This is a genomic window from Serratia sp. UGAL515B_01, from assembly GCF_033095805.1.
Lineage (GTDB): Bacteria > Pseudomonadota > Gammaproteobacteria > Enterobacterales > Enterobacteriaceae > Chania.
This window is the reverse complement of sequence record NZ_CP109901.1, coordinates 3,859,326-3,873,648: the sequence shown is the minus strand read 5'-3', so window position 1 is coordinate 3,873,648 and position 14,323 is coordinate 3,859,326. Positions and strand designations below refer to the sequence as shown.

The following is a 14,323-nucleotide window of genomic DNA, read 5'->3' as shown; positions in this document are numbered from 1 at the left end:
ACATTTTGTGGAAATGTATATCGGTGAAGGGTTTGAAGGCAACGGTGTGAATGCCTCACATATCAATATCATGATCGGGCCGCGTAATGGTGTGGTCGGTCAGGCATTTTCCTCCAGCTTGGCATCACCCAGCCAAGGGCACTGCCCGTTTATGGTAGTGATCAAACCTAACGTACCTGCTAAACCCATGACGTTGTACGTTAACAAAGCCGAAATTGCTGGCGAACTGCATGGCAACGCGACCTGGGGCGCATCACAGGCAGCGATTGCCAAAGCAGTGACAGAAGCCCTGCTGGAGGGCATTTTACCTGCAGAGGCGGAGGATGAGTGGTGCATCGTTACCGCTAACTGGGTAAATCCTGGCTGCAATGATATCGATGAGGTTTACCACAACAACTATCGTGCTTGCACACAGGCGATCCGGGCAGCGATGGAAAAACAACCGACACGCCGCCAGTTGACCCAAGCACTGTCGCAGTTAGGCAACCCTTTCTATACCCCAAAAGCCTGAGGAAAACGCCATGGAATACATCAATCTGGGCCAATGCGGCCTGAAAGTCTCACGCTTATGCCTGGGCACCATGAATATGGGGAGCAAACAGTGGAAGCCGTGGATTTTCGATGAGGCGCAAAGTGAACCCTTGATCCGCCATGCTTTGGAGAAAGGGATTAACTTTATCGACCTGGCAGACTTTTATTCCAGTGGAGCGGGGGAAGAGGTTGTTGGACGGGTGATCAACCGGATTGCCAACCGCGACGAACTGGTACTAACCACGAAAGTAGGTTATCCCATTGGTGCCGGTTCCAACAATCAAGGGCATTCACGCAAGCACATCATGGAGAGTATCGATGCTAGCCTGCACCGCCTTGGTACGGATTACGTCGATATCTATATGCTGCACTACTTCGATGTGAATACCCCCATAGAAGAAACCTGGGCAGCCATGAACGACATAGTCCGTTCAGGTAAAGCGCGTTATGTGGGCGTTTCTACCATGTATACCTGGCAACTGGCCAAAATTCTGTGGTGCTGTGAACGCTATGGTTATGCCAAACCGATCAACATGCAGCTACAACTCAACTGCGCTTACCGTGAGGAAGAGCGTGAAATGATCCCATTCTGCCGGGATCAAGGGCTTGGCGTTTCGGTATTCAGCCCATTGGCGAGAGGTTTACTGAGTTGCGATTTCAATTCTGTACGCAACAAAACCGATTTCTTCACCCAGGAAATGTATGCGGACGCCACTTCGCTTAATGTTGCACAATCTGTTAGCAGGGTGGCTCAGCATCGCGGCGTCCCCCCCGCCCAAATCGCTCAGGCTTGGGTCATCAACCATCCAGGAGTAGACTGTATGCTGGTAGGCGCAGACTCGGTACAACAGATCGACAGCGCCATAGCCGCATTGGACACTCATCTCAGTGAAAGTGAGCGGTATGAACTGGAGCGCAATTATACGCCTTGCGATGTGATTAACGACTATACCGCAGGCAAGCGCATTACGCGTGAAAGCCGTCCAGCACGCGGTTTTTTCGCGGTGGATAATCAAGAGACAAGGAACATCGCATGACGTCTTATTCTTCATTAGTACGTACCGGTTGGTATTGCAACGGTGAATGGCAGACAACTGCCAGCACTTATTCTGTCAATAACCCTGCCAACGGTGAGAAGGTTGCCGATGTGGCAAGCGCAGGCAGCCCAGAAACCGAGGCTGCCATTGCCGCGGCAGCCACGGCACTCCCTGCATGGCGAGCGTTAACCGCCAAGGCGCGGGCGGAAATTTTGCAACGCTGGTTCCATCTGATCATGCAGCATCAAAAAGAGCTGGCGGAATTGATGGTGGCCGAACAAGGCAAAGTACTGAGCGAAGCCAGTGGTGAAGTGGCATATGCCGCCAGCTTTATTGAATGGTTTGCCGAGGAAGCCAAAAGGGCAAACGGAAAAACCATCCCTGCACCTAAAAGTGGCAATCAAATCTTCACCTTCAAAGAACCCGTGGGCGTCATTGCCGCAATAACGCCGTGGAACTTCCCGCTGGCGATGCTGACGCGCAAACTTGGCCCTGCGCTAGCCGCAGGTTGTACCGCCGTAATCAAACCGGCCAACGAAACTCCACTCTCAGCTTTTGCATTGATTGTCTTAGCTGAACAGGCTGGCGTTCCTGCTGGGGTAATTAATGCGGTATCTGGTGATACGGTCGCCATTGGCGAAACGTTGATGGCTAGCCCGATAGTACGTAAAATTTCCTTCACCGGCTCTACGCCCGTTGGTAAATTGTTGATGCGCCAGGCAGCGGATACGGTGAAAAAACTCTCGCTGGAACTGGGGGGTAATGCACCCTTTATCGTATTTGACGATGCCGATCTTGACGCGGCGGTGGCCGGGGCGATGGCAGCCAAATTCCGTAATAGCGGGCAGACCTGCGTTTGCGTCAACCGTTTCTACGTTCAAGACGGCATCTATGACCGTTTCGTTCAAAAATTGACTGAAGCCGCGCGGGCATTAAAGGTGGCGCCGGGCATGACGCCAGGAGCACAGCAGGGGCCACTTATCCATCTGAAAGCGGTAGAAAAAGTGGAAGCACATGTTCAGGATGCACTGAGGCTGGGCGCAAAACTGATGTGTGGTGGCGAGCGTCACGCGCTCGGCGGTTCATTCTTCCAACCAACCGTGTTGGCAAACGCAACAGAACAGATGCTATTAGCAAAGGAAGAAACCTTTGGTCCGCTTGCAGCCTGTTTCCGCTTTACCGATGAAGATGAAGCCATCAACCGAGCCAACGCAACACCGTTTGGCCTGGCGGCTTATTTATATACCCAAGATTTGGCTCGTGCCTTCCGCGTCACCAAGGCCTTGGAAAGCGGTATGGTTGGCGTTAATGAAGGTATTATCTCTACCGAAGTAGCGCCTTTTGGCGGCGTGAAGGAGTCAGGGCTGGGCCGCGAAGGGTCTGACATTGGCCTAGACGAATATATGGAGACCAAATACGTCAATATGGGGCAATTGCTGTAAGCGAACCCGTCTCGTTCACCCTTCTCATGAAAACTTTTGCTATAATCTTCCCCACTCCGGTGGGGAAGGTTTGAACGACAAAAAATGAACCAGCGCAGTCTAACGATAAGGGGCAGTAAGAGGAACTTCAGCGTCCGGTTCGTGGACAATTCTATTACGTAAATCCCGCCTTACGATCTCAATAACCCAGAACCAGAAAATATGCCCCAGTATTTCAGAAAGATACTCATCAAATGGCAGTTGTGAAAGAGGAGGCGTTAAGCCTAAAAGAGGGAAACTAATACCATGTACCGCGATAGTCGCAATAATACCGGCTAATACGCCCTGCCACAGTTTAACCTTAGGGAAAACTTCAGCAACAAGACAATAACCAATAGCAAATACTAACGAAAATATGATGTGGGTAACCATAACTGGATTGATGATATGTTCAGAAAAAGTGTATACCGTACCTGTTGGATCTATTCCAAGATAGTCTCTCAAAAATAGATAGGGTGGATTAAATTCAGCACGACCATCAGATAGCGTTCTTGGTGGCAGCGGAACCTCCGCTCCCCATTTAACAAATGCAGAAAGTATCCCTGCAATGATACCAACAAAAAACGCCACACCATAACGACGTCGGCTAGGATCGGTTTTCTTAAACAATTCACTGATATTAATCATAATAATCATCCTTGTATATATTTATCATACTTCAAGTTACATAATTTTTATCTTTCCAACTCCAATCCCAATGACTTGCATAAATCACTTTTTGGGGTGAGTAAATAAGGTAGTTAAATCGCCATAAACTCGAAGAGCGACAGATATATCATAAATAATTTCTACACCTGTCAAGCATATAAAAGGAAATCACTGAACATCCACCACAATATATTGATCTTCGTCATTAATTAATGACTTTTAGGAGTGATTATTATCTATGATGTAAGTTGAGAAAATTTCTGATTAATTGATAGGTAATAGTGATTTATTACGCCACCAGCTTCGTTTAATCGGTCGTGTATTCAATATGGTGAATGGTATTACAGTACATAGTTTTCACGCTCGATAAACGTACTAATGATCTTGCCATGTATTTCTATCGTTTTTAGGCTATGGCGCAGATTTATTGATAGTAATGAATAGTCAGATACCAACCGATGATCTGGTCGTGCGTTTCCTCTGGCTTCGAAAAGCAAATTGTTATGCGGTTTAGTCGTTTGATACTTAATACCAAAAACAGACGGTGTACTGACTTACACTTTTGATCCACGAAACGATGAAACCTGCAGCGAGTTGCTGTCAATGCTCATACTATTTAACATCGGTATGATCACCCGCGATGACTGGGGAAGCTATACTCGTCATACTTCAAGTTGCTTGGGTGTTGACTGCCTTCGTTCACCCCTGTCACTTACCTGAGTAAGCTCCTGGGGCTTCGCTCAGTTGCCGCCTACAAGCAACTCGAATTATTTTGGGTATAGACTAGGAAGTGTCAAAAGAGAGACTTTGACCGGAAAAATCTTTACTCAGCGCATTGAGCGTAACAACCTGACACTGAGAACCAGAATCCCGTACAACTCTCAGCTTCTCATGCCCTGTAGATCATGAAACGGTTATCGGTGCCTTTATCGAAAATACGTGTTCTACTGACGGAAATAATTCCCCTAATTTCATTCTAAAACTAAACCTTGTTCAATTTTTTCAATTTCATCTGTGACGAGATTCCTTTTCTCTTTGTAATAGGGTTTATGCTTTTTTTCTTTCAATTTCCATATATTTTCTTTTGACAACTCTTTTACGCGCTGATTGCTATAGAAGTCTGTCGGGTTTTGCTTTGATTTCATAAAAACATCAGCCGGTTCAGTGGTAATGCCATATAACTGTCTCGGTAAGGTGCTACTTGCTTGAGTTACAGGGGTTAGGAAGATATAAGAAATTGAAATAAACAGACAGTTTATAAAACTAATTTTTATATTCATAAAGTAAACACCTCAGATGAGTCATCAAAATCTAGACAAGAGACACTTAAAATTAGTATACATTGATGGCAATTTAACACAATATTTTAGCTCTGTGATAATTCAGGGTTAATATCATCGTTGATTGGATTCTCTATATTTTTATTGGATGAAATATAAATCAATGGATGTACATATTAAATAACAAATGATTATTTTGATATTCTTAGGGTTCTCTATGAATAGAGTTATTAGGCTAATTTTTTCGTGACGAAAATTTATTGAAAATTGACATCAGTGCTGCCTGAGGTCAATCTTCTCTCGTCAACAGGCGGCACAGGTGATACCTACGACAATGCGCTAGCGGAGAGTATCAACGGCTTGCACAAAACGGAGGTCATTTATCCTCTGAGTTGGAAACGTCAATCAGCCTAGCGGCCTTAACTTGGGTAGAAAGGCGCTGTCTCAGCGCCTTTTGGGGAGAAAATAGGCAAAATCAGCTATCAGATTGCTGACAAAGCCCATTATTAGGAAGAACGTATCAAGAGGATCATGGCGACGTTACGTCGTCTGATGGGGGAGCACAGGGATGTGCTCCATAATAACGCCTCGATGCGCTTGGCGCGGGTATCTCAGGCTAGAAAGCAGCCTTGTCATCAACCTCAACTACGTATTCTTGTTGTCTTTGCCATCCGCCAGCAATTTATCCAGTGCATCGCCGCCAATGTGGCGAAAATCCTGGCCTTTGACAAAATAAAAGATGAATTCACAAATATTCTGGCAACGGTCGCCAATACGCTCTATGGAACGGGCGCAGAATAGCGCTGTCAGCACGCTCGGAATAGTACGTGGATCTTCCATCATATGCGTCATTAACTGACGCACAATGCCCTCATACTCTTGGTCGACCTTCTTGTCTTCGCGATAAATACGAATGGCTTCGTCCAAATCCATACGCGCAAAAGCATCCAACACATCGTGCAACATCTGTACCGTGTGACGGCCCAATGATTCCAGGCTCACTAACAACGGTTGATATTGATGAGAGAATTTCTCCAACGCAGTGCGGCAGATTTTATCCGCTACATCACCAATACGTTCTAGTTCGGAAATCGTCTTAATAATCGCCATCACCAGACGCAGATCGCTGGCCGTAGGTTGACGCTTGGCAATGATGCGCACGCAGGCTTCATCAATCGCCACCTCCATCATGTTAACCTTGGCATCCCCCTCAATCACGCGTTTAGCAAGTTCACCATCCTGGTTGTGCATCGCAGTGATAGCATCGGTCAACTGTTGCTCAACCAATCCGCCCATGGTCAGCACTTGTGTGCGTATATGTTCAAGTTCTGCGTTGAACTGACCGGAAATGTGCTTGTTTAAATTCAGATTATCCATGATTCATCCTAATCAACCATAACGGCCAGTAATGTAATCTTCAGTCTGCTTTTTCTGCGGTGCGGTAAACAGAGTGTCAGTATCACTGAACTCAATCAACTCACCCAGATACATAAATGCTGTGGAATCTGAACAACGCGCAGCCTGCTGCATATTGTGGGTCACAATCACCACAGTGTAGTCAGACTTCAGTTCACTGATCAGCTCTTCAATTTTTCCGGTCGAGATAGGGTCCAGCGCCGAGCAGGGCTCATCCAGCAGCAACACTTCGGGACGGATGGCAATGCCACGTGCAATACACAGACGCTGTTGCTGGCCACCCGATAAGCTGTAACCACTTTGGTGCAGCTTGTCTTTGGTTTCATTCCACAATGCTGCTTTAGTCAACGCCCACTGTACCCGCTCATCCATATCCACACGGGACAACTTCTCAAAAAGACGCACGCCAAAAGCAATGTTATCGTAAATCGACATCGGGAATGGCGTTGGCTTTTGGAACACCATACCTACCTTAGCACGCAGCAGGGCGATATCTTGGTTATCCGTTAGAATATTTTGTCCATACAACAGGATCTCACCTTCAGCACGTTGCTCAGGATATAGCTGGTACATCTTGTTGAAAGTACGAAGCAAAGTCGACTTACCACAGCCAGACGGGCCGATAAATGCAGTGACCTTGTTACTGGCAATATCCAACGTGATGTTTTTCAGCGCATGGAATTTGCCATAGTAGAAGTTCAGATCGCGCACCTGAATTTTGCTGCTGGTAGCGTCAGTAACCATACTCATCAAGACTTCTCTCTTTATTACAGCACCGACCATGCGGCACTTAAATTTTTATGAATGCTTTTTCTTGGCGAAAACGACACGCGCCAGGATATTCAGAAGCAGAACGCAGAGGGTGATCAACAGCACACCGGCCCAAGCCAGCTGTTGCCATTCAGCAAACGGACTCATGGCAAACTTGAAGATAGTGACCGGCAGGTTAGCGATCGGCTGCATCAGGTCAGTGCTCCAGAACTGATTCGAAAGCGAGGTAAACAGTAAGGGGGCCGTTTCACCAGCAATACGTGCAATCGCCAACAGTACACCGGTGATAATGCCGGAGACTGATGCTTTTAACGTAATAGCGGAAATTATGCGCCATTTTGGCGTACCCAACGCATAGGCCGCTTCACGCAGCGTATCAGGTATCAGCTTAAGCATATTCTCGGTGGTGCGGATGACTATCGGGATCTGCAATAGCGCCAACGCAATGATCCCTGCCCATCCGGAGAAATGTTCCATTTTCATCACTACCACGGTGTAGACGAAAAGACCTACAACAATAGAAGGTGCTGATAACAGAATATCGTTGATAAAGCGGATCACTTCAGCCAACCAGGATTGGCGACCATATTCGGCCAGATAAATCCCCGCCAGAATCCCCAGAGGCGTACCAAAGATGGTGGCCCACAGGATCAACAGCCCACTACCGGCAATGGCGTTAGCCAAACCACCACCCGCGGTATTGGGAGGGGGCGTCATTTCGGTAAACAACGCCAGCGACATGCCGTCGATACCCTTGGTTACCGTTGAGAACAAAATCCAGACCAGCCAGAACAGACCGAACACCATGGTTGCCATCGACAGGAACAACGCAATTCGGTTCTTCTGACGGCGCCAAGCCTGCATTCTGCGGCGGCTTTCTGCCAACTCTAGAGGGGTTTGTGTATTCATCGTAGCCACGTTAGCGCCCCTCATTCTTGGTCAGGCGCATTATCATTAACTTCGAAAATGCAAGGACGATAAAGGTAATAACAAACAAGATCAGGCCCAACTGCATCAATGCTGAGGTATGCAACCCAGATTCTGCTTCCGCAAATTCGTTGGCCAGCGCCGAGGTAATGCTGTTACCTGGCATAAATAACGAAAAGCTGTCGAGCTGATAGGTGTTACCGATAATAAAGGTAACCGCCATCGTTTCGCCCAATGCACGGCCAAGACCAAGCATAATCCCGCCAATCACACCATTCTTGGTAAATGGCAGCACAATGCGCCAGATCACTTCCCAAGTGGTGCAACCGATGCCGTAGGCAGACTCTTTCATCATGACCGGGGTTTGCTCAAATACATCGCGCATCACTGCCGCAATGTAAGGAATGATCATAATCGCCAAGATCACCCCGGCAGCCAGAATACCAATACCGAATGCCGGGCCGGAGAACAGCTCACCGACAATCGGAATACCCGAAAGTACGTTACCTACCGGAGTCTGGAAATATTCAGCAAACAGCGGAGCAAATACGAATAGACCCCACATGCCGTAAACAATACTTGGGATAGCGGCCAATAATTCAATGGCAATGCCCAACGGACGCTTAAGCCAATTGGGTGCCAATTCAGTGAGAAACAGGGCTATACCAAAGCTGACAGGGACAGCAATGATCAAAGCGATCAATGAGGTGACTATCGTTCCGTAAATGGGTACCAGTGCGCCAAACTGTTCAGCTGGGGCATCCCACTCTTTGGTCCACAGGAAGGCGAAGCCAAACTTCTGCATGCTTGGCCAAGAGGCAAAAATCAACGAAACGATAATGCCGCCTAGCAATAATAAGGTAATCAGCGCTGCCAGCCTGACCAGCGCGCTGAAGATAATGTCACCATTTTTACTTGGTGGTTTAATTGTCGGCCTAGATCCAGCCATAGGTTACTCTTCTGTTTAAAGCCAAGGGGCCCAGCATGCTGAGCCCTTACACATCAGGTTGAGGCGCGATCGTTCCACACCCTGCGTTCTTAGAATATTGCCTTACCAGACTTGTCTTTGATGTTGGTTCTCCAAGCTGCGCGGACCTGCTCAACCACTTCTGGTGGTAATGTAGCATAATCCAAATCACTCGCTTGCTTAGCCCCTGTCTCATAAGCCCAATCAAAGAATTTCAGCACTTCTGCACCTTGTTCTGGTTTATTCTGCTCTTTGTGAACAAGAATGAAGGTGGTTGAAGTAATAGGCCAGACGTTGTCACCTTTCTGGTTGGTCAGGTCCTGGGCAAAAGTTTTACTCCAATCCGCACCTTTGGCAGATGCGCTGAAGCTCTCTTCAGTGGGACTGACCGGTTGGCCATCTGCAGAAATCAGTTTAGTGTAAGCTAGGTTGTTTTGCTTGGCATAAGCATATTCGACATAGCCAATAGACCCCGGCAGGCGCTGAACGAATGCGGCGATACCGTCGTTTCCTTTACCACCTAAACCGGTTGGCCAGTTAACGGTTGAGCCAGCACCGATTTTCTCTTTCCACTGCGCATTAACTTTAGACAAATAACTGGTGAAGACGAAAGAAGTCCCGGAACCGTCAGCACGACGCACCACAGCGATGTTTTGATTCGGTAGTTTTATGTCAGGGTTCAACTTAACGATCGCCGGATCATTCCACTTTTTGATGTTCCCCAGATAGATATCACCCAGAGTTTGGCCATCAAGAGTCAATTCACCGGATTTAATTCCAGGAATGTTCACGGCAAGCACCACACCGCCAATCACGGTAGGGAACTGGAACAGACCATCGGCGGCCAGTTTGTCGTCAGACAACGGCGCATCAGAAGCACCAAAATCAACGGTGTTCGCAACGATTTGCTTTACGCCACCCGAGGAGCCTATCCCCTGATAGTTAACCTTATTGCCTGTTTCTTTCTGATAAGAATCTGCCCACTTGGCATAAACCGGAGCGGGAAATGTCGCACCTGCACCGGTAAGGCTAGCAACAGCGAACGCAGACACAGAGGCCAGGGAGAAAGTCGCTACCGCAATACTGGCGACAGTGGTACGCATCAGTTTCATAATCCCTCCTAATGGGATATTCAAAATCGACTTTGGGCCGTTTTCATCAGAGTAAGTATTGCTGTTGAAGGGAAAATAGGACAGTTTAATGACATTAAAATGTATTAAATATTACATTTATATTACAGAAATCACTTTTTTTCCTTTTATTCTAATAAAACAGTAAGTTAGATAAAATTTAATTGAAGAAAAATCTGTAAAAATGGCGTTAACCTTCTGACAGTGAGCAATTTATGGTGATGGTTCATTCATGGCCTGCGTTACCAGATACTTGGGTGTCCAGACTATATGGTATTGACAATGCCATAGCATGTGCGGTGCTTTTTCAAATCTACTCATGGCTAAATCATTATCATTTATGTGGATAACCGATTCGAATTTTCCCATGAGTAGCATTACTGGCAGCCGATAACCACGTTCATAAGACGTGGTATTCAGTTAGAAATAAAAAAATCCGGTATGCTTTTTGAACAGCATTACCGGATTTATTCAGTTTAAAACTCTATTGTTCTATCTAGATCTTTTATTGTCCGCGCATCACGAAATCACTCTACGGTGACAGACTTAGCCAGGTTACGCGGCTGATCCACATCGGTGCCTTTTATTAACGCCACATAGTATGACAACAGTTGCAAAGGTACGGTGTAGAAGATAGGTGCAACAATTTCCTCAACATGAGGCAGTGGGATAATGGTCATCCCTTCACTACTGACAAAACCCGCATCCTGATCGGCGAACACATACAGTTGACCACCACGCGCACGGACTTCTTCGATATTGGATTTCAGTTTTTCCAGCAATTCGTTATTGGGAGCAACCACGATGACCGGCATATCCGCATCAATCAGCGCTAATGGGCCATGCTTTAGTTCACCTGCTGCATAAGCTTCTGCATGAATATAGGAGATCTCTTTTAGCTTCAGAGCTCCTTCCATGGCTATTGGATATTGGTCGCCACGGCCAAGGAACAGTGCGTGGTGTTTGTCAGAGAAACCTTCAGCCAAAACCTCAATGTTCTTTTCCAGCGATAACATCTGCTCAATACGCGCTGGCAATGCCTGCAAGCCATGCACAATTTCCTGTTCTACAGTTTCAGGCATCCCTTTCAAACGGCCAATACGCGCCACCAGCATCAATAATACGGCCAATTGGGTAGTGAAGGCTTTGGTGGATGCAACGCCAATTTCGGTGCCTGCTTTGGTCATCAGCGCCAGATCGGATTCACGCACCAATGAGGAACCGGAGACATTACACACTGCCAGTGAGCCAAGATATCCCAATTCTTTCGACAGGCGCAGCGCTGCCAGCGTATCGGCGGTTTCCCCTGATTGGGACAAAGTGATGATCAAGCTGCCAGGACGCACAGCAGATTTGCGGTAACGGAATTCGGACGCGATCTCTACGTCACAGGGCACCCCCGCCAACGACTCGAACCAGTAACGCGCTACCATTCCAGAATGGTAAGATGTACCACAGGCGATGATCTGTATGTGCTGCACTTTTGCCAGCAGTTCGTCGGCACGAGGCCCCAATTCACTCAGATTGATCTGACCATGGCTAAAACGCCCTTCAAGCGTATTTTTCAGCGCGGTAGGCTGTTCAAAAATCTCTTTCTGCATGTAATGCCGATACGCGCCTTTATCCCCAGCGTCGTATTGCACCTGAGATTCTATCTCAGGGCGTTCAATGGCATTACCCTGCTTGTCAAAAATGCTAACAGTATGGCGAGTGACTTCCACCAAATCGCCTTCTTCCAGAAAGATAAAGCGACGGGTGACAGGCAGCAGCGCCAATTGGTCAGAGGCAATAAAGTTTTCCCCCACACCACGGCCAATGACGAGTGGACTACCTGAGCGGGCAGCAACCAATACGCTCGGATCACGGCTATCCATAATAACAGTACCGTATGCGCCACGCAGTTGTGGGATCACTCGCTGAACCACCTGCAACAGAGTCCCACCCTTTTTCTGTTCCCAATGGACAAGATGAGCAATCACCTCGGTATCGGTTTCCGAACTGAAAGAGTAACCCCGTTCAATCAGCAGTTCGCGCAGCGGTTCATGATTTTCAATAATACCGTTATGAACCACGATGATATGGCTAGAAACATGAGGGTGCGCGTTCATTTCAGTTGGTTCACCGTGTGTAGCCCAACGGGTGTGAGCAATGCCGGTTCCCCCATGCAAAGCATGTTGTTTTGCCGCTTCTGACAACGCATTGACTTTACCGACACGGCGCAAACGACTAACGTTTCCATTAGTATCGACTACCGCCAAACCGGCTGAATCATAACCCCGGTATTCCAGACGACGTAAACCTTCCAACAAGATTTCTGCAACATCACGTTGCGCTACTGCACCTACAATTCCACACATCTGTTGTATTCCTAATTAAGTGCCGTTCAGGGCACTTGCGATGTCTTGACCTGATTTTTGCCGGTTTTCCCGTGCATCCCCGAGCCTGTAGATGGTGGGGTTATCCTCTTCATCTTCCAAGCCACTGCATTGTTGGCTGTGCGTACTCATTCCAGTCACTTAGCTAACTACGTTCCTGGGAATTATTACGCTTGCCGCCTAGCCGCAAACTTAAAATCTATTGAGGACTTTTATGTTTTGCTCAGTACTCTGCATTGAAAATAAAGAACACTGAGCAAAACATAGCCCCCTCCCAGTGAGAGGGGGCAAAGAAAATGGTATTACTTTTTCTTCACCGGGCGCTGCCAACCTTGTATGTGCACTTGCTTAACACGGCTCAACACCAGTTCATCTTCAGCAATATCACGCGTAACAGTGGTGCCAGCAGCAATGGTCGCACCTCTGCCAACAGATACCGGCGCCACCAGTTGTGTATCCGAACCGACGAACACACCGTCACCAATGACTGTCTTATGTTTGTTTGCACCGTCATAGTTACAGGTAATCGTTCCCGCCCCGATATTCACACCGTCGCCAATCTCAGCATCCCCCAGATAGCTTAAATGCCCGGCTTTAGACCCTTTGCCAAGACGCGCTTTTTTGATTTCCACAAAGTTGCCAACGTGCGCACCTTCAGCCAATTCGGCACCTGGCCGCAAACGGGCAAATGGGCCAACGCTACAAGCTGCCTCTAGTAGCGCATCTTCAATCACGCTATAAGGGCTGATTTCACAATCGTCACCAATCACGCAGTTCTTGAGTACGCAACCCGCACCAATCTTCACACGATTACCCAACTTGACTTTACCTTCGATGATGACATTAGCATCAATAGAAATATCGCGACCGTGTTCCAGCTCACCACGCAGATCGAAACGCGCCGGGTCCAACAACATCACGCCTGCCAAGAGCAGTTTTTCGGCCTGCTCAGCCTGATGGACGCGTTCCAACTGTGACAGCTGTAGGCGGTTATTCACACCCTCAACTTCGCTCAAACGCGCAGGATGTACCGTTTCAATCTTCTTACCATCAGCATGAGCTAACGCAATGATATCGGTGATGTAGAACTCACCCTGAGCATTGCTATTGTTCAACAGACTTAGCCAACGCTTCAAATCGCGGCCATTGGCTACCAAAATACCGGTGTTGATTTCATTAATTTGCCGTTGTTGTTCACTGGCATCTTTATGTTCAACAATGCCTACAACTTCACCGTTTTCACGTACAATACGGCCATAACCGCTAGGGTCCTGCAACTTTACCGTCAACAGACCAATGCCACCCAAAGGCTTTGCCGCTAGAAGGCGTGTCAGTGTATCGACAGCAATCAAAGGCACGTCGCCGTACAGCATCAGCACGTCTTCATCATCAGAAAAATGTGCCGCAGCCTGCTGCATAGCATGACCAGTACCCAGTTGTTCTGCTTGTAATACCCAATTGAGCACCTGGTTCTTCAAGGTACTTTTTAGCAGTTCACCACCGTGGCCATAAACCAGATGCACGTTCTTAGCACCTAGCTTCATGGCAGCATCAATGACGTGTTGCACCATGGGCTTGCCTGCCAGTGGATGTAACACTTTGGGAAGGTCGGAATACATGCGAGTTCCCTTGCCCGCGGCGAGGATAACCACGCTCATTGCGCTGTTAGACATAAGCAACCTGATAACTCCATTTTGATGGACGAAAGTAAAACCGTTTGGTGACGAAATTACTACATATTTCTCTACACGAATCGGGTG

General features: G+C 47.6%; 14 protein-coding genes and 2 pseudogenes. 5 read left to right on the top strand and 11 right to left on the bottom strand.

Going from position 1 to position 14,323, the window contains the following annotated elements:
• Positions 1 to 7 precede the first annotated feature (7 nt).
• Genes fae through OK023_RS17455 form a run of 3 tightly spaced genes read left to right on the top strand, consistent with a single transcriptional unit; the run spans position 8 to position 3,010 of the window.
• Complete coding sequence (gene fae, locus OK023_RS17465; RefSeq protein WP_317693898.1) at positions 8 to 511, top strand: formaldehyde-activating enzyme; 504 nt, start codon at positions 8 to 10, stop codon at positions 509 to 511.
• Positions 512 to 521: 10 nt separating this feature from the next.
• Positions 522 to 1,568, top strand: coding sequence for an aldo/keto reductase (locus tag OK023_RS17460; protein WP_317693897.1), 1,047 nt, complete (start codon positions 522 to 524; stop codon positions 1,566 to 1,568).
• The gene (locus OK023_RS17455; RefSeq protein ID WP_317693896.1) at positions 1,565 to 3,010 is read left to right on the top strand and encodes an NAD-dependent succinate-semialdehyde dehydrogenase; all 1,446 of its coding nucleotides are present in this window, start codon (positions 1,565 to 1,567) and stop codon (positions 3,008 to 3,010) included. Before OK023_RS17460 ends, OK023_RS17455 begins: the two co-directional genes overlap by 4 nt.
• A 99-nt stretch (positions 3,011 to 3,109) precedes the next feature.
• On the opposite strand, the gene OK023_RS17450 is transcribed toward OK023_RS17455, so the two are convergent.
• Both OK023_RS17450 and OK023_RS17445 read right to left on the bottom strand, forming a co-directional pair.
• Positions 3,110 to 3,673: a YagU family protein gene (locus OK023_RS17450; RefSeq protein ID WP_317697794.1), complete on the bottom strand. Its 564-nt coding sequence runs from the start codon at positions 3,671 to 3,673 to the stop codon at positions 3,110 to 3,112.
• Between the two features lie 448 nt (positions 3,674 to 4,121).
• Positions 4,122 to 4,268, bottom strand: coding sequence for an IS1 family transposase (locus tag OK023_RS17445; RefSeq protein ID WP_411569367.1), 147 nt, complete (start codon positions 4,266 to 4,268; stop codon positions 4,122 to 4,124).
• On the opposite strand from OK023_RS17445, the pseudogene OK023_RS19245 reads away from it, so the two are divergent.
• Positions 4,232 to 4,631: pseudogene (locus tag OK023_RS19245) on the top strand (IS1 family transposase); the annotation flags it as partial. The gene OK023_RS17445 and the pseudogene OK023_RS19245 overlap by 37 nt on opposite strands.
• Before the next feature lie 37 nt (positions 4,632 to 4,668).
• Here OK023_RS19245 and OK023_RS17430 read toward each other — a convergent pair.
• A complete protein-coding gene (locus OK023_RS17430) occupies positions 4,669 to 4,977 on the bottom strand; it encodes a hypothetical protein (protein ID WP_317693895.1) in 309 nt (102 codons plus the stop codon).
• A gap of 291 nt (positions 4,978 to 5,268) precedes the next feature.
• Between OK023_RS17430 and OK023_RS17425 the strand changes: the two are divergent.
• Positions 5,269 to 5,471, top strand: a pseudogene (locus OK023_RS17425) (hypothetical protein); the annotation flags it as partial.
• A gap of 151 nt (positions 5,472 to 5,622) precedes the next feature.
• Here OK023_RS17425 and phoU read toward each other — a convergent pair.
• The 8 genes from phoU to glmU form a co-directional block, all read right to left on the bottom strand.
• Complete coding sequence (phoU, locus tag OK023_RS17420) at positions 5,623 to 6,354, bottom strand: phosphate signaling complex protein PhoU (protein WP_317693894.1); 732 nt, start codon at positions 6,352 to 6,354, stop codon at positions 5,623 to 5,625.
• 12 nt (positions 6,355 to 6,366) lie between these two features.
• Positions 6,367 to 7,143, bottom strand: a complete 777-nt coding sequence (pstB, locus tag OK023_RS17415) for a phosphate ABC transporter ATP-binding protein PstB (protein ID WP_317693893.1) — start codon at positions 7,141 to 7,143, stop codon at positions 6,367 to 6,369.
• A 48-nt stretch (positions 7,144 to 7,191) separates the two neighbouring features.
• Entirely contained in the window at positions 7,192 to 8,073 is an 882-nt protein-coding gene (gene pstA / locus OK023_RS17410) for a phosphate ABC transporter permease PstA (RefSeq protein ID WP_411569426.1), read from the bottom strand.
• A 10-nt stretch (positions 8,074 to 8,083) separates the two neighbouring features.
• Positions 8,084 to 9,040, bottom strand: a complete 957-nt coding sequence (gene pstC / locus OK023_RS17405) for a phosphate ABC transporter permease PstC (protein WP_317693891.1) — start codon at positions 9,038 to 9,040, stop codon at positions 8,084 to 8,086.
• An 89-nt stretch (positions 9,041 to 9,129) separates the two neighbouring features.
• On the bottom strand, positions 9,130 to 10,170 hold the full coding sequence (gene pstS, locus OK023_RS17400) for a phosphate ABC transporter substrate-binding protein PstS (protein WP_317693890.1): 1,041 nt from the start codon (positions 10,168 to 10,170) through the stop codon (positions 9,130 to 9,132).
• A gap of 545 nt (positions 10,171 to 10,715) precedes the next feature.
• Positions 10,716 to 12,545: a glutamine--fructose-6-phosphate transaminase (isomerizing) gene (glmS, locus tag OK023_RS17395; protein WP_317693889.1), complete on the bottom strand. Its 1,830-nt coding sequence runs from the start codon at positions 12,543 to 12,545 to the stop codon at positions 10,716 to 10,718.
• A gap of 15 nt (positions 12,546 to 12,560) precedes the next feature.
• Positions 12,561 to 12,695, bottom strand: coding sequence for a hypothetical protein (locus OK023_RS17390; RefSeq protein ID WP_317693888.1), 135 nt, complete (start codon positions 12,693 to 12,695; stop codon positions 12,561 to 12,563).
• 170 nt (positions 12,696 to 12,865) lie between these two features.
• Complete coding sequence (glmU, locus tag OK023_RS17385; protein WP_317693887.1) at positions 12,866 to 14,236, bottom strand: bifunctional UDP-N-acetylglucosamine diphosphorylase/glucosamine-1-phosphate N-acetyltransferase GlmU; 1,371 nt, start codon at positions 14,234 to 14,236, stop codon at positions 12,866 to 12,868.
• Between the last annotated feature and the right edge of the window lie 87 nt (positions 14,237 to 14,323).

Bases quoted from the DNA above. Each gene is read 5' to 3' on its own strand.
- OK023_RS17460 (WP_317693897.1), top strand. From the start codon at position 522: ATGGAATACATCAATCTGGGCCAATGCGGCCTGAAAGTCTCACGCTTA.
- OK023_RS17455 (WP_317693896.1), top strand. From the start codon at position 1,565: ATGACGTCTTATTCTTCATTAGTACGTACCGGTTGGTATTGCAACGGT.
- OK023_RS17430 (WP_317693895.1), bottom strand. From the start codon at position 4,977: ATGAATATAAAAATTAGTTTTATAAACTGTCTGTTTATTTCAATTTCT.
- phoU (WP_317693894.1), bottom strand. From the start codon at position 6,354: ATGGATAATCTGAATTTAAACAAGCACATTTCCGGTCAGTTCAACGCA.
- pstB (WP_317693893.1), bottom strand. From the start codon at position 7,143: ATGAGTATGGTTACTGACGCTACCAGCAGCAAAATTCAGGTGCGCGAT.
- pstA (WP_411569426.1), bottom strand. From the start codon at position 8,073: ATGAATACACAAACCCCTCTAGAGTTGGCAGAAAGCCGCCGCAGAATG.
- pstC (WP_317693891.1), bottom strand. From the start codon at position 9,040: ATGGCTGGATCTAGGCCGACAATTAAACCACCAAGTAAAAATGGTGAC.
- pstS (WP_317693890.1), bottom strand. From the start codon at position 10,170: ATGAAACTGATGCGTACCACTGTCGCCAGTATTGCGGTAGCGACTTTC.
- glmS (WP_317693889.1), bottom strand. From the start codon at position 12,545: ATGTGTGGAATTGTAGGTGCAGTAGCGCAACGTGATGTTGCAGAAATC.
- OK023_RS17390 (WP_317693888.1), bottom strand. From the start codon at position 12,695: ATGAGTACGCACAGCCAACAATGCAGTGGCTTGGAAGATGAAGAGGAT.
- glmU (WP_317693887.1), bottom strand. From the start codon at position 14,236: ATGTCTAACAGCGCAATGAGCGTGGTTATCCTCGCCGCGGGCAAGGGA.